This is a genomic window from Methylobacterium sp. J-092 (assembly GCF_022829325.1).
In the GTDB taxonomy this organism is placed as follows: Bacteria; Pseudomonadota; Alphaproteobacteria; order Rhizobiales; family Beijerinckiaceae; genus Methylobacterium.
Window position 1 is genome coordinate 141,679 of sequence record NZ_JAKSXU010000067.1, and the last position, 21,917, is coordinate 163,595.

Annotated in this window: 22 protein-coding genes and 2 pseudogenes; 12 read left to right on the plus strand and 12 right to left on the minus strand. The window is 68.8% G+C overall.

Annotated elements, in window-relative coordinates; translation table 11 throughout:
• Nucleotides 1-4: 4 nt before the first annotated feature.
• The 3 genes from MKK60_RS06790 to MKK60_RS06800 are packed head-to-tail and all read left to right on the plus strand — an operon-like array spanning nt 5 to nt 4,120.
• Complete coding sequence (locus MKK60_RS06790; RefSeq protein WP_243984611.1) at nt 5-2,227, plus strand: xanthine dehydrogenase family protein molybdopterin-binding subunit; 2,223 nt, start codon at nt 5-7, stop codon at nt 2,225-2,227.
• A gap of 13 nt (nt 2,228-2,240) precedes the next feature.
• Nucleotides 2,241-3,035: an SDR family NAD(P)-dependent oxidoreductase gene (locus MKK60_RS06795; protein WP_243984614.1), complete on the plus strand. Its 795-nt coding sequence runs from the start codon at nt 2,241-2,243 to the stop codon at nt 3,033-3,035.
• 41 nt (nt 3,036-3,076) lie between these two features.
• A complete protein-coding gene (locus MKK60_RS06800; protein WP_243984616.1) occupies nt 3,077-4,120 on the plus strand; it encodes an SLAC1 anion channel family protein in 1,044 nt (347 codons plus the stop codon).
• Nucleotides 4,121-4,355: 235 nt separating this feature from the next.
• Here MKK60_RS06800 and MKK60_RS06805 read toward each other — a convergent pair whose 3' ends face one another.
• Entirely contained in the window at nt 4,356-5,792 is a 1,437-nt protein-coding gene (locus MKK60_RS06805) for a YncE family protein (protein WP_243984619.1), read from the minus strand.
• Nucleotides 5,789-6,244: a DUF305 domain-containing protein gene (locus MKK60_RS06810; protein ID WP_243984621.1), complete on the minus strand. Its 456-nt coding sequence runs from the start codon at nt 6,242-6,244 to the stop codon at nt 5,789-5,791. Before MKK60_RS06810 ends, MKK60_RS06805 begins: the two co-directional genes overlap by 4 nt.
• 181 nt (nt 6,245-6,425) lie before the next feature.
• Between MKK60_RS06810 and MKK60_RS06815 the strand changes: the two genes are divergently transcribed.
• Genes MKK60_RS06815 through MKK60_RS06835 form a run of 5 tightly spaced genes read left to right on the plus strand, consistent with a single transcriptional unit; the run spans nt 6,426 to nt 9,423 of the window.
• Nucleotides 6,426-6,809, plus strand: coding sequence for a hypothetical protein (locus tag MKK60_RS06815; RefSeq protein WP_243984623.1), 384 nt, complete (start codon nt 6,426-6,428; stop codon nt 6,807-6,809).
• Between the two features lie 43 nt (nt 6,810-6,852).
• On the plus strand, nt 6,853-7,362 hold the full coding sequence (locus MKK60_RS06820; RefSeq protein WP_147828853.1) for an RNA polymerase sigma factor: 510 nt from the start codon (nt 6,853-6,855) through the stop codon (nt 7,360-7,362).
• A complete protein-coding gene (locus MKK60_RS06825; RefSeq protein ID WP_147762544.1) occupies nt 7,359-8,168 on the plus strand; it encodes an anti-sigma factor family protein in 810 nt (269 codons plus the stop codon). Before MKK60_RS06820 ends, MKK60_RS06825 begins: the two co-directional genes overlap by 4 nt.
• Nucleotides 8,165-9,055: a LysR family transcriptional regulator gene (locus MKK60_RS06830; RefSeq protein WP_243984625.1), complete on the plus strand. Its 891-nt coding sequence runs from the start codon at nt 8,165-8,167 to the stop codon at nt 9,053-9,055. The genes MKK60_RS06825 and MKK60_RS06830 overlap by 4 nt, the downstream gene beginning before the upstream one ends.
• The gene (locus MKK60_RS06835) at nt 9,052-9,423 is read left to right on the plus strand and encodes a YidH family protein (protein WP_056203338.1); all 372 of its coding nucleotides are present in this window, start codon (nt 9,052-9,054) and stop codon (nt 9,421-9,423) included. Before MKK60_RS06830 ends, MKK60_RS06835 begins: the two co-directional genes overlap by 4 nt.
• A 3-nt stretch (nt 9,424-9,426) precedes the next feature.
• Here the strand turns inward: MKK60_RS06835 and MKK60_RS06840 are convergent, their stop codons facing one another.
• From MKK60_RS06840 to MKK60_RS06865, 6 genes are all read right to left on the minus strand, one after another.
• Nucleotides 9,427-10,512 (minus strand): sulfite oxidase, encoded by a 1,086-nt coding sequence (locus MKK60_RS06840; RefSeq protein WP_147762546.1) that lies wholly within the window; start codon nt 10,510-10,512, stop codon nt 9,427-9,429.
• A gap of 78 nt (nt 10,513-10,590) precedes the next feature.
• Entirely contained in the window at nt 10,591-11,574 is a 984-nt protein-coding gene (locus tag MKK60_RS06845; protein WP_243984627.1) for a beta-propeller fold lactonase family protein, read from the minus strand.
• 184 nt (nt 11,575-11,758) lie between these two features.
• Nucleotides 11,759-12,097: a c-type cytochrome gene (locus MKK60_RS06850; protein WP_147762548.1), complete on the minus strand. Its 339-nt coding sequence runs from the start codon at nt 12,095-12,097 to the stop codon at nt 11,759-11,761.
• 11 nt (nt 12,098-12,108) lie between these two features.
• Complete coding sequence (locus tag MKK60_RS06855; RefSeq protein ID WP_243932553.1) at nt 12,109-13,332, minus strand: molybdopterin-dependent oxidoreductase; 1,224 nt, start codon at nt 13,330-13,332, stop codon at nt 12,109-12,111.
• 194 nt (nt 13,333-13,526) lie between these two features.
• Nucleotides 13,527-14,759 carry an adenylate/guanylate cyclase domain-containing protein gene (locus tag MKK60_RS06860; protein WP_243932554.1) on the minus strand — a complete coding sequence of 411 codons (1,233 nt, stop codon included), beginning with the start codon at nt 14,757-14,759 and terminating at the stop codon, nt 13,527-13,529.
• Between the two features lie 8 nt (nt 14,760-14,767).
• Nucleotides 14,768-15,865, minus strand: a complete 1,098-nt coding sequence (locus tag MKK60_RS06865; protein ID WP_243984630.1) for a YeiH family protein — start codon at nt 15,863-15,865, stop codon at nt 14,768-14,770.
• A gap of 205 nt (nt 15,866-16,070) precedes the next feature.
• Here MKK60_RS06865 and MKK60_RS06870 point away from each other — a divergent pair.
• Nucleotides 16,071-16,649: pseudogene (locus MKK60_RS06870) on the plus strand (STAS domain-containing protein); the annotation flags it as partial.
• A gap of 417 nt (nt 16,650-17,066) precedes the next feature.
• On the opposite strand, the gene MKK60_RS06875 reads toward MKK60_RS06870, so the two are convergent.
• Complete coding sequence (locus MKK60_RS06875; protein ID WP_243984632.1) at nt 17,067-17,834, minus strand: hypothetical protein; 768 nt, start codon at nt 17,832-17,834, stop codon at nt 17,067-17,069.
• A 49-nt stretch (nt 17,835-17,883) separates the two neighbouring features.
• Nucleotides 17,884-18,732 carry a MurR/RpiR family transcriptional regulator gene (locus MKK60_RS06880; RefSeq protein ID WP_187278718.1) on the minus strand — a complete coding sequence of 283 codons (849 nt, stop codon included), beginning with the start codon at nt 18,730-18,732 and terminating at the stop codon, nt 17,884-17,886.
• A 148-nt stretch (nt 18,733-18,880) separates the two neighbouring features.
• Here MKK60_RS06880 and MKK60_RS06885 point away from each other — a divergent pair, with 148 nt between their 5' ends.
• From MKK60_RS06885 to MKK60_RS06895, 3 genes are read left to right on the plus strand one after another with little or no spacing between them, the layout of a single operon-like run.
• On the plus strand, nt 18,881-19,645 hold the full coding sequence (locus MKK60_RS06885; RefSeq protein WP_243984635.1) for a COG4280 domain-containing protein: 765 nt from the start codon (nt 18,881-18,883) through the stop codon (nt 19,643-19,645).
• A 53-nt stretch (nt 19,646-19,698) separates the two neighbouring features.
• On the plus strand, nt 19,699-19,866 hold the full coding sequence (locus tag MKK60_RS06890; RefSeq protein WP_187278719.1) for a hypothetical protein: 168 nt from the start codon (nt 19,699-19,701) through the stop codon (nt 19,864-19,866).
• Nucleotides 19,863-20,666: a phosphatase PAP2 family protein gene (locus MKK60_RS06895; RefSeq protein ID WP_243984637.1), complete on the plus strand. Its 804-nt coding sequence runs from the start codon at nt 19,863-19,865 to the stop codon at nt 20,664-20,666. The genes MKK60_RS06890 and MKK60_RS06895 overlap by 4 nt, the downstream gene beginning before the upstream one ends.
• Here the strand turns inward: MKK60_RS06895 and MKK60_RS06900 are convergent.
• The gene (locus MKK60_RS06900) at nt 20,656-21,291 is read right to left on the minus strand and encodes a 2,3-bisphosphoglycerate-dependent phosphoglycerate mutase (protein WP_243984641.1); all 636 of its coding nucleotides are present in this window, start codon (nt 21,289-21,291) and stop codon (nt 20,656-20,658) included. The genes MKK60_RS06895 and MKK60_RS06900 overlap by 11 nt on opposite strands.
• Before the next feature lie 94 nt (nt 21,292-21,385).
• A pseudogene (xoxF5, locus tag MKK60_RS06905) lies at nt 21,386-21,917 on the minus strand (lanthanide-dependent methanol dehydrogenase XoxF5); the annotation flags it as partial.

Below are 21,917 nucleotides of genomic sequence, written 5' to 3' on the forward strand. Positions count from 1 at the left end.
AGCCATGATCCCGCTTCTTCGCCCAGCAGCTCCGTCCCGCCGCCGCTTTCTCGCGGGTGCCAGTGGCGCCCTCGTCCTAAGCGCCCTCCTGCCAGCGCGCTTAGCTCGGGCCGAGGCCCAAGGTCCTGCCGAGGGTGCCGGTGCCCTGGCGCCTAAGCCAGGGACGCGGGTGGCCGCCTTCCTGGAGATCCACCCGGACGGTACCATCAGGCTGCTCAGCCCCTTCGTAGAGGGTGGTCAGGGCATCGCCACCGGTATGGCCCAGATCGTCGGCGAGGAACTCGACGTGCCGCCCTCCCGCTTCGTTGTGGAATGCGCTCCGCCCGGCCCGGACTACGCCGTCGTGAACGGCATCCGCATGACCGGCGGCAGCTTCTCGACCCGGTCAAGCTACGAGACCATGCGCCGCCTCGGCGCTACCGCCCGCGACCTGATGATCCGGGCGGCGGCAGCCAAACTCAAGGTGCAGGACGGCGAACTTACCACCCGCGACGGGGTGGTGATGCACGCGGCCTCGAACCGCTCGCTGTCCTACGGTGATCTCGCAGCCGACGCCCTGAAGCTCAAGCCAAACGAGTCCGTGTCCCTGCGCGACCCGGCGACGTTCCGCTACATCCGCCAGCCGGTCCCCCGCCTCGACGTGCGGGACAAGTCCACGGGCCGCGCCGTCTACGCCATCGATCAGAAGGTCGAGGGCATGCTCTACGCCGCCGTGCAGCACGCGCCGCGCCTTGGGACGGAACCAAAGGGCCTCGCCAACGAGGCGGAGGTCAGGGCCATGCCAGGCGTGCACTCAGTCCACCGCCTGCCGGGCGCGGTGGCGGTTGCCGCCGACAGCTGGTGGCGGGCGCGCAAGGCTGTCGAGGCGCTGAAGGTCGAGTGGACGGCGCCGAAGGCGAGCGGCCTCGATACCGTCGCGGCCGACTTCTCGTCCGAGATCATGCTCGCGGCTCTCAAGGCGTCCACCGATCCGGGCCAAGTGGCCGAAGAGAAGGGCGACGTTGCCGCCGCCTTCGCCAAGGCCACCAAGGTGGTGGAGGCCGATTACGAGGCGCCCTATCTCGCACATGCCCAGTTGGAGCCGCCCTCGGCCATTGCACGCTTTGACGGCAACGGGACCCTCGACGTCTGGCTCCCGAACCAGATGCCAGAGGTATTCCAGACCGTGTCAGCGAAGGTTGCCGGACTGCAGCCTGCACAGGTCCGCATCCACTCGCCGATGCTTGGCGGCTTCTTCGGCCGGCATTTCTTCTACGAAGCCAGCAATCCGTTCCCGCAAGCGATCCTGCTCGCCAAGGCCACTGGGCGCCCGGTGAAGGTGCTGTGGTCGCGGGAGGAGGAGTTCGCCCGCGACGCCGTGCGCCCCCTGAGCTTCAGCCGCTTCCGCGCGGCCCTCGATCCGGCGGGGCAGCCGACGGCGCTTGAAGTGCGGACGGTGGGGGAAGGTCCGATCGGCCGCTACTTCAGCATGATGATGCAGACGCCCGTCGATCCTTCAGCGGTCGAGGGCATCGTAGAGAAGCCCTACGCCGTGCCCAACCGGCGCATGACCTTCACGAAGGTCGCGCATCCGGTGAACATCGCCTTCTGGCGCTCGGTCGGGCACTCGATGAACGACGCGTTCTACGAGAGCTTCCTCGACGAGGTCGCCCAGGCGGGCGGGCAGGATCCGTTCGCGCTGCGCATGGCGCTCCTCCAGGGTAATGCCCGGCATCGGACGCTGCTTTCGACAGTGGCCGAGATGTCAGGCGGCTGGCAGCGCGGCCCCTATCGTGGCGAGGGTGGGATGCGCGCTCGCGGCCTCGCCATGGCTTCGCCCTTCGGATCTGAGACGGCGACCATCGCGGAAGTCTCGGTGGAGGGCGGGGAAGCCCGCGTCCACAACCTCTGGATCGCGTTCGATCCCGGCAGCATCGTCAACCCGGCCATCGTCAAGGCGCAGGTAGAATCCGCGGCGGCGCTCGGCCTGTCTTCGGTTCTGTTCGAGCAGATCGTCTACCGGGACGGCGTGCGGCAATCGCAGAACTACGACACCTATCCAGTCCTGCGCCGCGAGCACATGCCGAAGGTCCACGTCAGTATCGTCGAGAGCGGCGCGCCGATGGGCGGGGTCGGCGAGCCGGGTCTGCCGGGCGTGCCGCCTGCCGTCCTCAACGCCATCGCGGCGCTTACCGGCCAGCGGGTCCGCGCGCTACCGGTCGCCAACACCAAGCTCTCCAGCGTCTGATAAGGATACCTTGATGACCCAACACATTGGGACGGCGCTCGTGACGGGCGCGTCCTCGGGAATCGGCGCGGCTTACGCTGACCAGTTGGCTGCCCGAGGCCATGACCTTATCCTCGTTGCTCGCGACAAGGCCCGGCTGCGAGCGGCGGCGGAGCGTCTCGGCCGAGAGGCCGGCGTGACTGTGGAGGTCATGTCGGCCGACCTGACCCAACCGGAGGATCTTGCCTCAGTCCGGGACCGCATCGCCACGGATGCCGCCCTAAGCGTCTTGGTGAACTGCGCCGGCCTCGGGCCGCTCGGCCCCGCCCTAGACAGCCCCGCCAGCCTCTATGACGGGCTGCTCGACCTTAACGTCAGGGCGCTGCAGACCCTGTCCCTCGCGGCGGCGAAAGCTTTCGGTGAGCGGGGAGCGGGCACAGTGATCAATGTCTCCTCCGCGGTCGCCATCGTCCCAGAGCGCTTCAACGCCCCCTATGCGGCGAGCAAGGCCTTCGTCCTGGCACTGACGCAGGGGCTCGGAGCTGAACTCGCCGGCAAGGGCGTACGGTTCCAGGCGGTGCTGCCCGGCGTCACCCGAACCAACTTCTTTGACCGGACGGGCGCTGATATCGGGCAGATTCCTTCCGAGATGATCATGGAGGCGAGTGACCTCGTGGCGGCAGCCCTAGCCGGCCTCGATGCGGGCGAGACCGTTACGATCCCCTCGCTCCCCGATCTCGGTGATTGGCAAGCTCTCGAAGCCGCCCGGTTCCGACTTGGTCCCAACCTCTCCCGCAGCATGCCGGCCTCCCGCTATGGTCTCGGCTAACGCGCGAAGGATTCGATGCCTCGTTGAGTAGGAGTTCGTCCATGCTGCAGGTCGTCGAAGGCGAGCCGAGCGAAGCCGCGCTGACCGCCCATCGTGACCCGGACCAGCCCCCTCTGCTGGGAGGCTGGCGGCAGATCGAGGCATTGCCGGTCGGCCTGTTCGCGGCGGTGATGGGTCTGACGGGACTGAGCGTCGCGTGGCGGCTCGCCCATGCGCGATATGGCGTGCCGTCCTGGGTCGGGGAGGCCGTCGCGCTGATCGCCTCAACGGCCTTCCTCGCTATTGCGGCGGGCTATGCCGCCAAGGCCGTCATCGCGCGTGAGGCCGTGCGGGCGGAGTTCCGCCACCCCATCGCCGGCAACCTGTTCGGCACGCCGCTCATCAGCCTGCTCCTGCTGCCGATCCCCTTGGCGCCCTTCAGCCTCACGCTGGCGCGCGCGCTGTGGATCGCCGGCGCCATCGGCATGACGCTGTTCGCGTGGCTGATCGTGACGCGCTGGTTGAGCGATCGGCAGCAGGCGGCGCATGCGACGCCGGCCTGGATCGTACCGGTGGTCGGCCTGCTCGATGTACCCCTGGCCCTTCCGGGGCTCGGTCTGCCGCCGATGCAGGGAGTGATGATCTTCGGGCTGGCGGTGGGGCTGTTCTTCGCCATGCCTCTGTTCACGCTGATCCTCTCCCGCCTCCTGTTCGAGGCGCCGCTGCCCGCAGCCTTGCAGCCGTCGCTCCTGATCCTCGTGGCACCCTTCGCGGTCGGCTTCTCGGCCTATGTCGCCACGACGGGCGCAATCGATCTCTTCGCTAAGTCGCTTCTCGCGATCGCACTGTTCCTGCTCGCCGTGCTGCTGCCGAAGCTTGCCCGGTTCGGTCGCGCCTGCCCTTTCCGCGTCTCCTGGTGGGGCGTGAGTTTCCCGCTCGCCGCAACAGCGGTCGCGGCTCTGCGCGTCGCGACGGCGGAACCGGCTCCGGCGACCGACGGCCTTGCCCTGGCCCTGCTCGGGCTGGCCACGCTGGTCATCAGCTGGCTGCTCGTTCGAACCTTGATCGGCTTAGCTCGTGGAGAGCTGCGGACACTGACGCTATGACGGCCAATCGCCGAACTCCAGTTGCTCATCCGATGTCGGCTCTCACCACTTCTCATCAAAAAGCGGACTGACAGAAATCCACTTGGCCCGGTCGTAGAGCGGACGGACTGCTGCCGACCCAACTACGCCATAGAAGCGGGCTGACGCTGTTCTCGAAAGCAGACATCGAGGCTGGGCTCGCGTCACGGAGGCATTGTTTGAGATGTTCGCCTTCCGGACTGGCGACACCGCTCGATTAATCCGTGATCTGCACCTGCTCGACGCCGCCGAGTTTGCCGGGCTTGCCCGCCGCGACCACGAGGTAACGGCGGCTCGGGCCGGCGTCCTTGCGGGTGACTTGCCGGATCGGACCGATCGCGTTGACGATGGCCGCGCCGGCCGGGTTGGTGGTGAAGGCGGCGAGTGGCTCCAGGCCGGTCGCGCCCTTCGGATCTGCGGACAGCGCCAGCACGAACGGCATCTTCGGCGCCAGTCCCGTGATCGCGGCCTGCAGCGTCTGCAGCACGCCCTGGTCGAACAGGGTGACCTGCGTCGCCGGCTTGCCGTCGCCGCCCGCGAGCGTCAGCGCACTGGTCTGGCCTGCGGCCCCCAGCGGCTGGAGGTTTTGCATTTCGTCGCCCTTCGGCACGGCGTTCGGGACGTAGGCGACGCCCTGCGGACCCTGCCCGATCGGCACCTCGGCGATCACCGTGTTCGACGCGGTGTCGATCACCGCGGCCTTGTCGGCGTTCTCCAGGCCGACATAGACGCGGCTGCCGTCGCCCGAGGGCCAGAGCCCGTGCGGCAGGGCGCCGGTCGGGATCGTTGCGAGCTGGGAGAAATCGTCGGTGCGGAACACCTTGACCTGGTTCAGGCCGCCAATCGTCACGTAGGCGAACTGGCCGGCCTTGGTCGAGACGATGTTGACGTGGTTGGTGATCGGCCCGGTCTCGATCGTCTTCAGCGGCGCAAATGGCGGACGCGCCGAAAACACCTGGGTCCGGCCGACATCCTTGAGGGTGAACCACACCTGCTTGCCGTCCGGCGTGGCGGCGATGTCGGGGCAGAACGGGCTCTCCTGCTTCACGCGGCCGACGATGGCGTGGGTCTTGGTGTCGATGACGACGGTCTCGGGGCTGAAGCTGGAGCAGACGTAACCGTAGGTGCCGTCCGGCGAGAAGATCGTCATGCCCGGCCCGTTCGGTACGGTGATCCGGCGGGTCTCCATGGCGGTCGCGGCATCGAGCACTGCGATATAGTCCTCGCCGCGCACGCTCACCCAGACCTCTCGGCCGTCCGGCGTGAAGAAGGCTTCGTGCGGCGAGCGGCCGACATAGGCGGTGTGGCGGACCGCGTTGGTCGCCGTGTCGATGAAGCTCACGGAGTTCGAACCGATCGAGACCGCGAGCAGGGTCCTGTGGTCCGGCGAGAAGCCCATGCCGTGAACCAGAAGCTGCCCGCGATAGAGCGGGCTCAGGTTTATCGGCGTCGGGTCGCCGAGCCGGATCACCCCGAGCAGGGTGTTGGCGGCGGGATCGACCACAGAGACCGTATTGGAGAACTGATCGGAGGTGTAGAACCGGTCTTTGCTGCTGATGGGCACGTCGGGCGCCGAGGCGGGGCCCGGAGCCTGCCCGGCGAAGGCCGAGCCGGAGAGCAGCACAAGGGCGAGAACGGTCAGGGCGGTCTTCATCGGCGGTGCTCCGAAGGCATTTCGGCGGCAGGTGCCGCGCCATGGTGGTGTACGGGAGGGGCGCCGGCGGCCCGACCCGGCATCGCGGGGCGATCGGCGAGCGCGCGGCGCATCACATCGATCTCCTGGCCCTGCTCGACGACGATCCCCTGCGCGAGGCGGCGCAGGACCGGATCCTTGCCGTGGAGCAGCTCCGCCTTCGCCATCGCGATCGCGCCTTCGTGGTGCGGGATCATCATCGCGGCGAAGTCGCGGTCGGGGTCGACCGAGGGCGGGACCATCATGTCGGCATGCATCTGCGCCATCGACTGCGCCATCATCGCGTCGAAGGACGCGGACGGAGCTGCCGCTGGCTCGGTGGCGGCCAAGGTCGGGCGCATCATCATCCGGCCGCCGACGAGGCCGCTCGCCATCAGCGCCGCCGTCACGGCAAATCCCAGTGCTCCGCGCATGCGGCTTCCTTTTGATCCGGTGTCGATGGGAAGGATGCCTGGGGCGCGGCTTTATTCCGCGGATGTGGCTGAGAGCCCGTTCACGCCTTCGTGATCTGTCGTCGAGAAGACGCGTGGAATAGAGGCGCTTCTTCGGCATCCCTCCCGATGCGGTCATGCTCGACCGCGGGAGACCTCACCCATGCGCACTCTGCTGATCCGCGGCGCCTTCGCGGCTGTCGCCTTCTCCGCCTTGGCCGCCCAGGCCGCCGCGCCTGCCATGACGGCCGAGACCGCCAAGGGGCCGGCGCTCGTCGATGCCAAGAGCATGACCCTCTACACCTTCGACAAGGACATGGGCGGCAAGTCGATGTGCAACGGCCCCTGCGCCACCAACTGGCCGGCCCTGATGGCCGCCTCCGGCTCGGCCGCCAGCGGCGACTGGACGATGGTGACGCGGGACGACGGCACGATGCAGTGGGCCTACAAGGGCAAGCCGCTCTACACCTTTGCCAAGGACAACAAGCCCGGCGACATCACCGGCGACGGCTTCCTCAACGGCGCGTGGCACATCGCCAAGCCTTGATCGGTGAATGCCTTGATCGGCCCCCTCTGACCGGGAAACGTCGTTGGACGAAATCGCCGCCCTGATCGAACCGCAAATCCCGGCCCTGCGGCGCTACGCCGTCGCGCTGCTGCGGGACCGCGAGGCGGCGGACGACCTCGTCCAGGACACCCTGGAGCGGGCCTTGTCCGCTTGGTCCGGGCGCCGCCGCGACGGCGACCTCCGAGCGTGGCTGTTCACGATCGAGCGCAACCTGTTCCTCGGCGCCGTCCGGCGCCGGGGCCGGCGCGGCGTCGATTGCGGCGCGGAAGCGCTGGAGCAGGTGCCCGACCCAGGTATCGACCCGGAGGCTGCGATGGGGGCCCGCGACGTGCTCGCCGGCCTCGACGCCCTGCCCGAGGAACAGCGCTCGGTGCTGCTCCTCGTCTCGGTGGAGGATCTGTCCTATGCCGAGGCGGCCCAGGTGCTTGGCGTACCGCTCGGCACCGTGATGTCCCGGTTGAGCCGGGCGCGGACGCGGATGCGAAGTTTTCTGGAAACTGGCCGGACCGGCCTCTTGAGGAGGGTGAAATGAGCGGGGATCCACGCCCGGTCGGCGAGGACGACCTGCACGGCCTGATCGACGGCCGCCTCGAACCGGAGCGGCAGGCGCTGGTCGAGGCTTGGCTCAAAGGAAACCCCGCGCGTGCGGCCGAGGTCTCGGCGGATCGCGCCCTGCGCGAGCGCCTGCGTGCCCGCCTCGCGCCGATCGCCGAGGAGGCGATCCCGGCGCGGCTCCGGGTGGCCAACATTCGCCCGCGACGTCGGTTCGTCGGTGGGGGCTGGTTCCCCATGGCGGCTGCAGCCGTGCTCTGCCTTGCGCTCGGCGGTGCCGGCGGCTGGGTCGGCCATGCCCTGCGCGGCGGATCCGCGACGGCCATGGTGGCGGAGGCACCGGCGACGCAGGACGCGGTCGCGGCCTTTCGCACCTTCGTGGTCGAGGTGGCGCATCCGGTGGAGGTGCGCGCCGACGAGAAGCCCCACCTCGTGACGTGGCTCTCGAAGCGCCTCGGTCACGCGGTCGCGGCCCCCGATCTCGCGGCCCAAGGGTTTCGCCTGATGGGCGGGCGGCTGCTGCCGGCCGGCGCTGAATCCGCAGCGATGCTAATGTACGACGACGACCGCGGAACCCGCCTGACGCTTTACAGCCGCGTCGGAGACGGCGATGGGCGAACGCTCTTCCGCTTCGCCCGAGAGGGCGACATCGCTGCCTTCTCCTGGGTCGATGGTGGCATGTCCTACGTCGTCACCGGCCGTACCGACGAGGCCCGGCTGCTCACCGTCGCGCAGGCGGTCGATGCGCACGTCCGCGGCCTCGCGCCGGATCGTCGGCAGCCGTGACCCTCGACCAGCTTCGCATCTTCGTGGCGGTGGCCGAGCGGCAGCACGTGACGCGAGCCGCCGAGGCGCTGAACCTCGTCCAGTCGGCGGTCAGCACGGCGATCGCCAACATCGAGGGGCGGCACGCGACGAAGCTGTTTCACCGGGTCGGCCGCGGGATCGAACTCACCGAGGCGGGGCGCGTATTCCTCATCGAGGCTCGCGCGGTGCTCGCCCGGGCGGAAGCCGCCGAACTGGTGCTCGCCGACCTCAGCTGCCTGCGACGCGGGACGCTGGCGCTCTACGCCAGCCAGACCATCGCCAGCGACTGGCTGCCGCGCCACCTCGTCGCCTTCCGCCGCACCTACCCTGAGATCGCCATCCGGCTGGCGGTCGGCAACACCACCGATGCCGCCGACGCGGTGCGCGCCGGGCAGGCCGAACTCGGCTTCGTCGAGGGAGCGTTGGACGACCCGACGCTTGCGAGCACCACCATCGCGCGGGACCAACTCGTCCTCGTGGTTGCCCCAACACATCCCTTCGCGGGGGCGACCGCGCTCGCACCCGAGGACCTCGCCGGGGCCGATTGGGTGCTGCGCGAGGCGGGATCCGGAACCCGCTCGGCCTTCGAGGCAGCGCTCATGGAGGCTGGCCTCTCCACGGCCCAACTCCGGGTCACGCTCGAACTGCCCTCGAACGAGGCGGTGCGCGCCGCCGTCGAGGCCGGGGGCGGGGCCGCCGTCCTGTCCGAGACCGTGGTCGCCGCCGCGCTACGGGCCGGAACGCTGGTGCGGGCGGCGTTCGCCCTGCCGAGCCGGCCGTTCCGGGTGCTGCGCCACAAGGAGCGCTATCGCAGTCGGGCAGCCGACGCGCTGCTCGACCTGATCCAGGAGGCGGCTGCCGGATGAGGGAACCTGCGAAGCCCGTTCCCCCCGACGACCCGCGGGTCAGGCTCGCCGAGGACCGCACGGTGCTGGCAGCCGAGCGCACCTTCGTGGCGTGGCTTCGCACCGGGCTCGCCTTCCTCGGCGTCGGCCTGGCCGCGCAGCGCTTCCTGCGAGAGGTGCTGGCGGTCTGGCCACTGAAGGTGCTGTCGCTCACGCTGATCGCCTGCGCGCTTGCCTCGTTCGCCGGCGCCGCATGGCGGGACCGGGCGATCCGAGCGCGCCTCGCCCATGCCGAGATCCCGATGATGCCGCGCATCCTCACCGTCGGGGTTGCGGCCCTACTCATCGCGATCTCGGGCCTCGCGGCCACTGCCCTGCTCTGGGCGTGACGGTCAGGCCACCGTTACCCGCACCCGGTGCCAGGCGGCGCTGAGGTAGCCCTTGTAGTTCCAGGTGTCGTCCGGCGCCGCAGGCTGGGTCTGGCCGGCGGAATCCCAGGCCCGCACCGCGAGTTCGTGCTCGCCGGTCGTCAGCTCGCAGTCGATCTCCCAGAACGTCCAGGCGTAGGGCGCGTCCGCATCGCGGTCGATCCGGGCCTGCGCCCAGCTGCGACCGCCATCCGTCGAGACGTCGACGCGGGCGACCGCTCGGTCGCTGGCGATGGCGTAGCCGCGGATCGCGTGCCGGCCGGCCTTCAACGCTGCGCCGCGGGCGGGCTCGCAGATCGCGCTGTTGAGCGGCATCGCCTCGATGGTGATGCCGTGGGCGGGGTCCGCGGTCTCGGCGGTCACGTCGGGCGGAAACAGCTTGTAGTCGTCGGCCTGCATCGGGTTGTTGGAGGGGTGATCCTGCACCGTGATGCGGGCGAGCCACTTCGGGCTGCGGATACCGGCAAAGCCCGGCACCACCACGCGCAACGGATGGCCGTGCTCGGGGGCGAGAGGCTCGCTGTTCATCGCGAAGGCGAGCAGCGTCTCGGGGGCGAGCGCCTTGGCGAGCGGGATCGAGGCGCCGAAGCGCGTGTCCGTATGGGCGATCCGGTCGTGGCTCTCGAAGGCGACGTGACGTGCGCCCCCCGCGTCGAGGCCGGCCGCGCGCAGGACGTCGGCGAGGCGCACGCCGGTCCATTCCGCGTTGCCGATGGCGCCGGCCGCCCACGGGTCGCCGGCGACCGGGGCCACCGCCAGCATGTCCGCCCGGCGGTTGCCGGCGCATTGCATTACTGCCGTGACGGTGATGGGTGCGAACCGCGCCTTGAGGTCGGCGACGGACAGGTCGAGCGGCGTCGCGACCATCCCGTCGACGGTCAGGCGGTAGCTGTCGGCGTCGATGTCCGGGATGTCGCCGTGGCTGCGGACGTAGAAGTCGGCCTGCTCGGTGATGAAGGTCGCGCGCAGGCGATCGAGCGGCGGCTCGGCGTTGTAGGGCGCCTTGCCGTGGACGATGAGGCGGTCCTTGCGCTGGAACAGGCCGAGCATGGGGTCTTTGTCCTGCGTTCGTGACGTGTCGACGACGAGAACGCGCCGGGGGCGATAAGGCCCCCGGCGCGCGTCGCCTCAGGGCTTCATCGTCGAGATGACCGCGTTCTTCGCCCGGTCCACCACGGCGACGCTGAGGTCGCGGTTGAGGACGTAGGCGTGGGCGTTGTCGGTCGAGAACGCGATCGCCTGGCGCGGCTCGTTCAGGCCGGTCACCGTTGCGACGACCTTGAGGGTGCCGGTGTCGATCACCGACAAGGAGTTGTCCTTGAGATTGCCCGAATAGACGAAGCGCCCGTCCGGGGTCAGCGCGGCGCCGTAGGGGTCCTTGCCCACTGCCACCTCGGAGGTGACCTTACGGGCGGCGACATCGACCACGCCGATGGTGTTGCGGCCGCTGTTGGCGGCAAACAGCGTCTTACCGTCCTTGGTGATCGAGATCGCGCGCAGCTTGTCGAACCCGGCGATCTCGCCGGTGATCTTGTTGGTAGCGGTATCGACCAACGTGATCTTGTCGCCGAGGAAGTTCGTCACGAACACGGTCTTGCCGTCCGGCGACAGCTTCACGCCCTGGCGCGGCTGCGCGAAGCCGGGGATCACGGCCTCGGCGAGCATGGTCCTGGTGTCGAACACGGTCAGCGTGCTCGCGGCCTCGTTGTTGACGTAGAGCTTGCCTCCGTCGGCCGAGAGCACCGTACCGAACGCGCCGGGGCCCGCGGCGAGAACGCCGGCCTCCTTGCCGGTGGCGGTCTCGTAGACCGTGATCCGGCCGGTGCCGCTGTCGGAGACGTAGAAGCGGGCGCCGTCCGGCGCGAACACGATGTTGCGCGGCGTGACGAAGCCGTCGAGGCGGCGCAGCACCGTGCCCTTGGCGACGTCGTAGACGACGACGGCGCTCTCCTCGCTGTTCGAAACAGCGGCGACGGTCCCGGCGGCGTTCAGCGCCAGGGCGTTGTTCTTGATCGCGCCGTCGAAGCCGGCGGCGAACCCGGGCTGGGCCTGGGCTAGGAGCAAGGCGGCTCCGGCGAGGAGGGTGCGGAGGCTGGTGCGGATATGGGTCATGAAGCGGGTCTCTCGGGCATGCGCGCTCGTTCGGCGGCCGGGGCCTGCCGTGAGGGCTGGTTCGAAATCGGAAATCCGTGGTGCAAGGCCGGGCCGGCCGTGCATCGCCCTGAGGAGACGCCAGAAGGCGCGGTTTATTCCCCGAGGCCGGCGAAATAGCGCGGCGGCCTCGGGATTCGGGGGTTCAGGGCGTCGGCTTCAACGCCGTGAGGTAGTCGACGATGGTCTGCACGTCGGCCTGATCGACCGGCGCCTTGTAGACGTGGACCATCTTGTTCACGGTCTCGGTCCACTGCGCCTTCGTGAGCTTGGGCTGGGTCAGCACCATCCCAGCCGAGTGGCAGGCGAGGCAGTTGTTATTGACCGCCTCGGCCCCCGGTCCGTCGGGGAACATTCGGTCGGAAGTCGGGAATTCGATCGATTGCGAGGTGAAGCGCATCGGCTCGGGAGCCGGGGCGGCGAGCGCCACCAGGGGAGACAGTATGAGCGCGGCGATGAGGGCCGCAGGGCGGATTGGGTTCATGGCTGTTCTCCTCAAGCGGCCTGGAAGGACACGGCCTCGATGCCGTTCTGCATGAAGCCGGCGCCGTTCCAGACCCGGTCCATGGGCTGCGCGACGCCGTTGGTGTTGGTGCAGCGGACCCTGATCGTGTGGGTGCCGGAGGCCAGCGCCGGTAGGCTGCCCTCGAAGCGGCGGAAGCTGTAGGGGCCCTCGTCCGCGCCGAGCTGCGCCGGGAACCACGTCGCTCCGCCATCTCCGGAGAAGTCGACCGTCTTCACCCCGCAATCGCCGCCGAAGGCGATGCCGCGAAGGGCCACCGGCGTTCCGGCCGCCACCTTGGCGCCATCGGTCAGGTTGGTAACGAAGGAGCGCGGCACCATCCTGTTGATCGGGACCGTTTTGAAGCCGGTCTGGCCGGGCTTAATGTTGGCGCCCGGCACGTCCGGGATGCGGTAGGCGGTCTTCATCCAATATTGGTCGTCGGGCTTGTCCAGCACCTCGATGTCGGACAGCATCTTGACCCAATAGGTCGAGTACCAGCCCGGCACCACGAGGCGGAGCGGGAAACCGTTGAGCAGCGGAAGTTGCTCGCCGTTCATCGCGTAGGCGATCATCACCTCACCATTGTTGGCGTGGTCGAGATCGAGCGACTTCTTGAAGTCCGGCGCGTCGTCGACCACGGGCTCGTCGAGGCCGCTGAAGCGCACCTGCAAGGCACCAGACTTCACGCCAGCGCGTTCGAGCACGTCCTTGAGGCGCACCCCGGTCCAGCGGGCGTTGCCCATCGAGCCGTTGGCCCATTGCGCGCCGGGCACACGCGGCTCGAACAGCCCGCGTGAATTGCCCGAGCACTGGTTCACCGCGGCGATCTCGAAGCGGGGCAGGCCGGCGATGGCGTCGAGGGAGAGCGAGAGTTCCTTCTCGACATGACCGTGGACCTTGAGCCGGAAGGTGCCGGCATCGACCTCGGTCGGGATCGAGGCCCAGTGCCAACGGACGTAGAAGCGGTCGTTGGGGGTGAACACGCCCTCGTCGAATACCGAGAACGGCGTCTCCAGCAGCGGCGGATGAGTGCGCTGCAGGATCATCTCGCCCTTGTCCGGAAAGGCCGTGGTCAACGCCCGCTCATCCGGGCCACCCGGCAGCGGAAGCTTCACCGAGCCCGCCGCCCAGGCCGGCATGGCGGCGCCGAGGCTGCCGAGCCCTAGGCCACCCAGGACGAGGCGGCGGTTCGTCGGTCTGTCCAGTCCGTGCATGGTCTCTCCCCTAAGAATGTCGGCGTCGATGCGTTCGAGGGCATCGGACCCGTCGCGATTCCTCGCGACCATGGAGATGCTACGGGATACGATTTATTCCTTCCAACGGTCTTTCGCGATGTGAATGATCTCCAAACGCGATGATTTGAGAAGTTTCGATCTACGATGGGACGATCAAGGACGCCGTCTCGGCGTCACGCCGCCGGCGCGCCGACGGGCGCGGTCCTGCGATGCCCGAACAGGGCGTGACGCTCTGAAAAACCGCGAAGGGCGACGGTGCCGAGAGGTTCGAGGGCATGCGCCAATCCGTCGATGAATGTGTCGGTGGCGATCAGCGGCGTGTCGTAGGTCTTGCACAGGCGCTCGACGCGAGCGAGCACGTTGAGATCGCGGCCGATCGCCGTGAAATCGACCCGGTCGCCGCCGCCGATATTGCCGTAGGCGATCTCCCCGACATGAAGTGCGACGCCGACCTCGAAGGCAGCTGTGTCACCGTCGCGCAGGGTCGCAAGCGCAGCAAGTGCGGCCTCGGCGGCATGCAACGCGGCACGGCGCGCCGCGGCCTCGTTGCGATCGGCATCGAACACGGCCAGTAGCCCGTCGCCGATATACTTCAGCACCTCGCCGCCTTCCGCCTCGATGGCCGGCACGATGGCATCGAACATCCGGTTGAGGGCGGCCACGACACAGTCTGGGCTCTGCCGGTCGGACAGTTCACCGAACCCGCGCAAGTCAGTCAGCATCATCGCGGCCCGCATCAGGCGCACGTCGCCACGCCGCACCGTGCCGGCCAGAATCTGCCGCGCCGGGTCGCGCCCGACATAGGCGCTCAGCACCGCGCCGAGCATGTCGTCGAGCGCCTTGATCTCGAACAGCAGCGAGAAAGACCCGACCAGCGCCAGCAACGTGTCGATCTCGATCGGCGTGAAGCCGCCCGGTCTCGCCGTGGCCCAGGAGGCGGCGCCCATGCGTCCACGTGCGGCGCGCAGCGGCACGATGAGGTAGTCGGTCAGACCCTCGTCGCGAAGCTCGCCCAGCACGGGAAACGGCAGCGGCCCATCCCCGTCGAGACGGCATCGGAATGGGGTACGGGTCTCGACCACGTGCTCGACGGTGTTGCCGTGAAAAGTCGGCGTGCCCTCGATGCCGTGGCGGCGACGCAGGGCTAGGCTCGACGCTCCTGGATGCCAGACGCGCATCACCCACCGGAACGACGGATGCAGGGTCGGCGCGTGGGTGGTGGCGCGGGCCAGTGGCAGGCCGAGCCCCGAGAGGCACGCGCTGAACCCGTCGAGAAGGGCTGCCGCGTCCGCCGCTTCGCGACCTGGCCCCATCAACCATCCCGTCGCCTGCGCAACCGCCTCGGACGAAGATTGGGACGAACGTGTCACGGCAGTTCTTTCATCAAGAATTCGGATCGATGCCATAGCGCGGATCAGACGAGGCCGAGCACGTGGATCAGGCCGAGGCTGACGGCGCCTAGCGCAAGGAGCGAGGCGACCACCGCGAGGGTCACCCGCGCCCCGGCCTTGGCGACGCTGCGCACGTCGACCCCGAGGCCGAGCGCCGCCATCGAGACCACGGTCAGCACGTTGGCGGTCTCCGACATCGGCGCGAGCGCAACCTGCGGGACCAGCCCGGCCGAGCGAAGGCCCGCGAGCGCAAGGAAGGCGAGGATGAACCACGGCACCAGGCGGTGAATCGCGAGGCCGCCGGGGGCCGGGCGGTCACCGGCGGTGACGCCGGGAGCGGACTCGTCGGTCTCCTCGCGCAGCCGGCTCGCGCCGAGGGAGAGCACCAGGACGACCGGGCCTAGCATCAGCACCCGGACGAGCTTCACCAGGGTTCCGACCTGGACGCTGAGCGCCGCGACCGGCGCGGTGGCGGCGAGGACCTGCGGAACAGCGTAGACGGTGAGGCCGGCGAGCACGCCGTACTGCATCGGCGACAGACCGAGCAGCGGCACCAGCAGCGGCAAGCCGAGCACCACCAGCACGCCCAGCACCGCGGTGAAGGCGATGGAGGCGGCGACGTCCTCGCCGTCGGCGCCGATCACCGGTGCCGTGGCCGCGATCGCCGAGTTGCCGCAGATCGAGTTCCCACAGGCCACGAGGATCGCCATGCGCGGATGCAGCCCGAGCGCTCGGCCGATGCCGTAACTCGACAGGATCGCCACGACGACGACGCCCGCGATGCCGAAGAGCAGGCCCGGTCCGGCGGCGAGGATCGTCGCGAGGCTGAGCGACGCGCCGAGCAGTACGACCGCGATCTCCAGCACGGTCTTGGCCCCGAAGGCGATGCCGGGAAAGAAACGCTGCGACGGGGTCCAAATCGTGCGGATCGCGCTGCCGAGCAGGATCGCGAGCACCAGGGCTTCGAGCCAGGCACGACCGAACAGATGCGCCTCGGCGGCTTCGAAGCCGATCGCTGCGGCGGTGACCGCCACGCAGAGGCCCAGTCCCGGAAGGATGGCTCTCGTGCCGGCCAAGGCACGCGTCGGACGAGAGTGGGAGAAAAGTCTGGGCGCGGACATGGATGGCTCCGATGTGATGCCGGAGGATCCCAGGTCCCGTTCATTCACTCCAACGGAATGATTAGATGCTTTTCATCACTGGAATAGATGAAAGCAGGGCCCCTTCTGAGTTTGCGGAGACCCATTGTGGGGGCCGACAGGCGGATTCACCCGTCGATCCAGCGGGCCGTGATCGTCGTGTCCGCAGCAAGCTCATAGATCCTGACTGCTGTTGCTGATCGTCGTGCTTGGTCCCTACGTGGCCCGGATCCCGATGGCCGCCCTCGTTGTGGTGATGATCATGGTGGCCATCCACACCTTCCAGTGGAAGTCGCTCGGGACCCTGGTGACCCACCCGAAGGCGTCGAGCTTCGTGATGCGCGGCACCGTGGCGGTGGTGGTCGCCACCCACGACCTCGCCAAGGGCGTCCTTTTAGGCGTGGTCCTCAGCGGTCTGTTCGTCGCCCACAAGGTCACGAGGTTCATCGCCGTCCGGTCGTCCCACCGTGAGGGCGACGTGCGGACCTACCAGGTCACCGGGCAGATCTTCTTCGCGACGGCCGAAGCCTTCCACGCCGCCTTCGATTTTCGCGAGGAGGCCCTGCGGGCGGTCGTGACTGACCTACAGGCGGCGCACTTCTGGGACATCTCGGCCATCAACGCCCTCGACCGGGTCGTGCTGAAGTTCCGTCATCACGGCATCGCGGTCGACGTCGTCGGCATGAACGAAACGACGGCCACGATGGTCGAGCGCGTCGGCACCCACGACAAGCCGGGGGCGACCTTCGCCGTGGGCGGCCACTGACCGTGGCGTCATCCTTCGCAAGGGCGGACGGATGCGGGCTGCCGTCTTCATCCGCCGGTGCGACAGGCCCCTCGGGCGCGCGGTCCGAAAGTCGCGTCGGCAGGTTTGCGGCGTTTGTCGGGAGGTCGCGACCTCGATGACCCTCGACCTCTCTCGGCCAAAGGCCCTTCGGCACCATCGCCGACGCCCGCAACGCTTTGCCCTGGCCGGGGACCGCGGCCGCGCCCCGCATCGCGCTCCGTTGGACGAGTGTCAGGTGGGACGGGACGATCCGCGCGACCGTATCCCCGACGCTTTCGCGATCAGGGGGAAGGCCCACATGGGAGCGACGCCGGTCCTCGATCTGCCTCAAGGGTGGAGGCACAGAAATCGACGACCCGCGAAATTCCCGCCTCGGCCTTCCTCGGAACGTCGAGGCTAAGCCGACGCCGGATGGTGGCCGGCCCTCTGGGGAACGACCAGAACGCATACGACCATCAACGCCGCGAGCACCACCGAGATGGTCAGGTCGCTGATCCCCAGGCCACCCTGGGCAGAGGGCTTGTCGAGCGAGTTCGCGACCGTCGCACCGAGCGGACGCGTCAGGATGAAGGCGGCCCAGAACAGCGCCGTGCGGGAGGTTTTCGTGAAGAAGTAGAGACCGGCCGTGACGGCCAGGGCGCCGGCGATCAGCATGGCGCTTCCGTTGTAGCCGAGTGGGGTGTCGTCGGCCATCCAGTCGCCCAACGCGGTGCCGAGCGTCTGCGAGAACATGATGGTCAGCCAGTAGAAACATTCCACCTTCGGGGTCGAGACGGTCTCGACCGCGACCGTCCCCTCCGACCTGTACCAGAGGCCGAGCGAGCCCAGCACGAGCGCGAGGAGGGATAGCGACCCGCCAAGGTAGCCGATGCCCAGCGACCGGTCGAAGAGATCGGCCATCGTCGTTCCCGCCAAGGTCGTCACAGTGATGACGGCCCAGTACAGGGACGGGTGAAACCGCTTGGCCTTGATCTGGGCCGCCACGGCGACAGCCAGGAGGGTCGTGAAGATCAGGGTGCCGACGAGGTAGCCCAGACCCAACGTCAGGGTGACGGCGTTGCCGCCGACCTCGCCCAGGGTCGTGGCAACGATCTTGATCCCCCAGAAGGCCAGCGTGATCTCCGGGACCTTGCTCGCTTCGATACCGGTTCGGTCGTCGGCCATGGATGGGTCCTCCGTCAGGTCGATGGGTCGGCGGCGTCACGGCTGCCGCTCAGGACCCGATCAGCTTCCTCAGCCGGTCGAGGTTGGCGAGTTGCCGAAGGGCGGTGTCGCGCTCGGCCGCGGCCAGGCCGAGGATGACGGCCTCCAGGGCGACGAGCGTGGTGGCGTGAAGGGCGACCTGGTTCGCGCGGCCGCGACGGGCCAACAGCACGACCGTGGCCTTGCGGGCGATGGTGCTGGTCTCCGTGTCGGTCACGAGGACCACGGGCAGGCCCAGACGGTGCGCCTCGCCCATCACGGCCTGCACCTCGCGGTAGGGCTTGCCGTAGGCCAGGAGTATGACCGCGTCGTCGGCATGCAGGCCCAGCAACTGGTCGGCCAGCGACCATCCCGTCGCATCGAGAAGCAGGCTCTGCCGTCCCGAGCGCGTAAGTTGGATGGCCACGTACCGGGCAAGATGTGCGGAGGGGCCGATCCCGAAGACGCCGATCCGGGTCGCTGGATGCAGGGCGGTGACCGCCGCGAGGATACCCGCGCGTCCGTCCTCCGTCCGGAGCGCTTCCATCCCCTCCCGATGCGCTTCCAGCACGGCATCGATGGCATCGCCGGTGGTGGCGCCGACTTCCGCCAGCGTTCGACGCATGTCGGTCGCCGGCGTCCGTCGGCCGTCGAGTCCGGCGGCGAGCGCCTGCTTGAGATCAGGCAGGCCATCGAACCCCAGCGCCTGGACGGCGCGGATCACGGTCGCGTCCGATGTCGCGAGATGCGTGGCGATCTGCTGGGCCGAGCTTGCGAGAACCGTCGCCCGGTTCTGATCCAGGTAACCCGCGACCCGGGCAACGGTGGGGGACAGGGATGGCATCAGCCGCCGGACCGTGTCGCCGAACTCGTCCGCCATCGGCTTCGCCTCCGCCAGTCGGGGGTGCCCCGTTTGGAACCATGATGTAGCATTTTCTACAATAACGTTGACATCGGTAGCAAGAGCGACAATTCCTCCTGACGGAAACCGCGTCCGGCCAAGCGGTCGAGCGGCAGGGAGGATCGGAATGGCCATCGACTGGGTGCATGCATGGCCCACGGCACTTGCGGCGTTCCTCGCCTCCATCGTCGAGTTCGTCGAGGCCCTCACCATCGTGCTCGCCGTCGGCGCGACCCGGGGTTGGCAGAACGCCCTCGCGGGCGCCGCGGGCGCCCTCGCCGTCCTCCTTGCCATCGTGCTGCTCTTCGGCCCGCTGCTGACCCGCATCCCCCTGCGGGACGTACAACTCGTCGTCGGCGGCCTGCTGCTGCTGTTCGGCATGCGTTGGCTGAGGAAGGCCATCCTCCGCTCCGCCGGGGTCATCGCCCTGCACGACGAGGACGAGGCTTACGGCGAGCAGGCGGCCGCGCTGGGCACCGGAGGCGGCGGCCGCCTTCGATGGGATGCGGTGGCCGTGACCACCGCCTTCAAGATCACCATGCTCGAAGGCCTGGAAGTCGTCTTCATCGTCGTCGCCGTCGGTGCGGGCGGGGCGGGACTCCTGGTCCCCGCCAGCCTCGGGGCGCTCGGCGCCCTGATCGTCGTGGTGGCGCTCGGCGTCGCGCTTCACCGCCCCCTGTCGATGGTGCCGGAGAACACGCTCAAGTTCACGGTCGGCGTCCTCCTGTCGGCCTTCGGCGCGTTCTGGGTCGGCGAGGGCATCGGCCTCGACTGGCCCGGCGGCGACTGGGCGGTCGCGGCGCTGACCGCGGGCTTCCTCGGCCTCTCGGTTCTGGCCGTGCCGACGTGCCGTCGACGTGCCGCCGCCCTTCGTCCCCTTCCCAACCTCTAGGCATCCGCATGCACTGGCTCGGAACCGTCCTTCGCGAACTCCTGGGATTGGTCGTGGACGATGTCGGCTTCGCCGCCTCCATCGTCGCCTGGGTCGGGGCGGCTTGGCTGGTGCGCGCCTACGGACAGGCCGGCACGACATCGGCCGCGATCTTCCTGTTCGGAGGGCTTGGCCTGATCCTGGTGGAAAGCGTCCTCAGGCGTTCCGGGGCGCCGCGATGACCCGGCCCTCGCTGCCGGTCGCGACCGATGGGATCAAGGCCGCCGGGATCACCCCATCGCTCCTAGCACGCATGGGGCAGCGCGACTTCGGGCTGGCGGCGGGCGCCTTCCTCGTCGTGGCACTGCTCCTCGGCTTCGGGCTTCTCGCCGACGAGGTGATCGAGGGCGGAACAGCACGGTTCGACCTGGCGGTGCTCACCGCGCTTCGAACGGGCAAGGATCTCGCCATCCCCATAGGACCGGCCTGGGTGCAGGAGACGGGACGGGACGTCACCGCGCTGGGAAGCTTCGTCTTCCTCGGCTTCCATTCGGCCGCGACCGTTGGTTACCTCATGCTGGTCCGCAAGCGCGGCCTCGCGATGGTGATGGTGGCCGCGGTCCTCGGCGGCGCAATCGCAAGCACCTTGCTCAAGTACGGCATCGACCGGCCCAGGCCGGACTTCCCGAACGCGGTGCGGGTCTTCACGCCGGGCTTCCCGAGCGGTCACGCAACGCTTGCAACCGTCACCTTCCTGACACTCGGCGTCCTCCTGACCCGAGGGAGCGCCGACCGCCGGGTGAAGTCGTACTTCATGGGCCTGAGCGTGTTCCTGACGGTGGCGGTTGGGCTGAGCCGGATCTACCTCGGCGTGCACTACCCGAGCGATGTCCTCGCCGGATGGTGCGTGGGCGCGGCCTGGGCGGTGTCCTGCTGGATCCTCGCCCTCTGGCTTCAATCCCGCGGCGAGATCGAGCGGGAAGGAGCCGAGGCCGCACCGGCTCGATCCGGAACGGGCACGGAGCCGGAGCTCAGTCGATGATGCGGCGGGATGCGATGGTGGTATCCGGACCGAACTCGTAGACCCGGATCGATCCGGTCGCGATCTCGACGGATTCGATTTCCCTTGGGCCCAGTCCTTCGAGCACCATCACCAAGGCCCGCAACGAGTTGCCGTGGGCGACGACCAGCGTCGGACCGCGCATCGCCGCCGGCTGGATATGCCTCAGGTGGAAGGGCACGACCCGGGCGACGGTGTCCCGGAGGCTCTCGCCGTTCGGCGGCTGACCCTTGTAGGAGCGCCGCCAGCCCTCGATCCGCTCCGCCCCGAAACGTTCGTAGGCGCCCTGCTTGCCAAGGCCGCTGAGGTCGCCGTAGTCGCGCTCGTCCAGGGCGGTATCCCGGAGGGGCACCAGATCGGCCTGCCCCAGGGCATCGAGCGCCAGCCGGGAGGTCGCGATGGCCCGCGCGAGGGTCGACGTGAAGGCTGAGGCGAAGCGAAATCCTTCGTCCTTGAGCCGCAGCCCGGCCGAGCAGGCTTCCTGTCGGCCCCGCTCGGTGAGGGGTGAGTCGAGCAGTCCCGTGAAAAGGCCGTCGGCGTTGGCCTGGCTCTGGCCATGGCGGACGAGGACGAGACATCGCCCCGGCGGGGGTACTGAAGAGGCGATCACGCGGGCTCCGGGCGAAGGGTGGTGCGGACAGGGAAATGCCGGCGCGGAGGACCCGCGCCGGCACCCTAGGCTCCTTGGTGTTCGCGACCGATCAGTTCGGCAGGGCGAACACGGTGAGCTGGCCACCGAGGTTGGTGTAGCTCGACAGGGCGGCGTAGCCGCCCACCGCGCCGAGGCCGGCGTTCGGGTCGGTCAGGCCGGCCGCGAGGCCGATGCCGGCCCAGCCACCGACACCCGACAGGATGCCGACGTACTGCTTGCCCTTGTGGGTGTAGGTCATCACGTTGCCGATGATGCCCGACGGGGTCTTGAACTTGTACAGTTCCTTACCCGTCTTGGAGTCGACGGCCTTCAGGTAGCCTTCGAGCGTGCCGTAGAAGACAACGTCGCCGGCGGTGGCGAGGGCGCCCGACCAGACCGAGAACTGCTCGGGATCGGACCACGCGATCTTACCCTTCACGCCGTCCCAGGCGATGAAGTTGCCCATGCCGCCATGGCTGTTCGGCGCGGGGTACATCGACAGGGTCGCACCGACGTAGGGCTGGCCCGGGGTGTAGGTCACCCGGAACGGCTCGTAGTCCATGCAGACGTGGTTGGTGGGCACGTAGAACAGGTTGGTCTTC

Excerpts from the sequence above, each read along its gene's own strand:
- MKK60_RS06790 (WP_243984611.1), top strand. The coding sequence starts at position 5 with ATGATCCCGCTTCTTCGCCCAGCAGCTCCGTCCCGCCGCCGCTTTCTC.
- MKK60_RS06795 (WP_243984614.1), top strand. The coding sequence starts at position 2,241 with ATGACCCAACACATTGGGACGGCGCTCGTGACGGGCGCGTCCTCGGGA.
- MKK60_RS06800 (WP_243984616.1), top strand. The coding sequence starts at position 3,077 with ATGCTGCAGGTCGTCGAAGGCGAGCCGAGCGAAGCCGCGCTGACCGCC.
- MKK60_RS06805 (WP_243984619.1), bottom strand. The coding sequence starts at position 5,792 with ATGAAGACCGCCCTGACCGTTCTCGCCCTTGTGCTGCTCTCCGGCTCG.
- MKK60_RS06810 (WP_243984621.1), bottom strand. The coding sequence starts at position 6,244 with ATGCGCGGAGCACTGGGATTTGCCGTGACGGCGGCGCTGATGGCGAGC.
- MKK60_RS06815 (WP_243984623.1), top strand. The coding sequence starts at position 6,426 with ATGCGCACTCTGCTGATCCGCGGCGCCTTCGCGGCTGTCGCCTTCTCC.
- MKK60_RS06825 (WP_147762544.1), top strand. The coding sequence starts at position 7,359 with ATGAGCGGGGATCCACGCCCGGTCGGCGAGGACGACCTGCACGGCCTG.
- MKK60_RS06835 (WP_056203338.1), top strand. The coding sequence starts at position 9,052 with ATGAGGGAACCTGCGAAGCCCGTTCCCCCCGACGACCCGCGGGTCAGG.
- MKK60_RS06840 (WP_147762546.1), bottom strand. The coding sequence starts at position 10,512 with ATGCTCGGCCTGTTCCAGCGCAAGGACCGCCTCATCGTCCACGGCAAG.
- MKK60_RS06845 (WP_243984627.1), bottom strand. The coding sequence starts at position 11,574 with ATGACCCATATCCGCACCAGCCTCCGCACCCTCCTCGCCGGAGCCGCC.
- MKK60_RS06850 (WP_147762548.1), bottom strand. The coding sequence starts at position 12,097 with ATGAACCCAATCCGCCCTGCGGCCCTCATCGCCGCGCTCATACTGTCT.
- MKK60_RS06855 (WP_243932553.1), bottom strand. The coding sequence starts at position 13,332 with ATGCACGGACTGGACAGACCGACGAACCGCCGCCTCGTCCTGGGTGGC.
- MKK60_RS06860 (WP_243932554.1), bottom strand. The coding sequence starts at position 14,759 with ATGGCATCGATCCGAATTCTTGATGAAAGAACTGCCGTGACACGTTCG.
- MKK60_RS06865 (WP_243984630.1), bottom strand. The coding sequence starts at position 15,865 with ATGTCCGCGCCCAGACTTTTCTCCCACTCTCGTCCGACGCGTGCCTTG.
- MKK60_RS06875 (WP_243984632.1), bottom strand. The coding sequence starts at position 17,834 with ATGGCCGACGACCGAACCGGTATCGAAGCGAGCAAGGTCCCGGAGATC.
- MKK60_RS06880 (WP_187278718.1), bottom strand. The coding sequence starts at position 18,732 with ATGGCGGACGAGTTCGGCGACACGGTCCGGCGGCTGATGCCATCCCTG.
- MKK60_RS06885 (WP_243984635.1), top strand. The coding sequence starts at position 18,881 with ATGGCCATCGACTGGGTGCATGCATGGCCCACGGCACTTGCGGCGTTC.
- MKK60_RS06895 (WP_243984637.1), top strand. The coding sequence starts at position 19,863 with ATGACCCGGCCCTCGCTGCCGGTCGCGACCGATGGGATCAAGGCCGCC.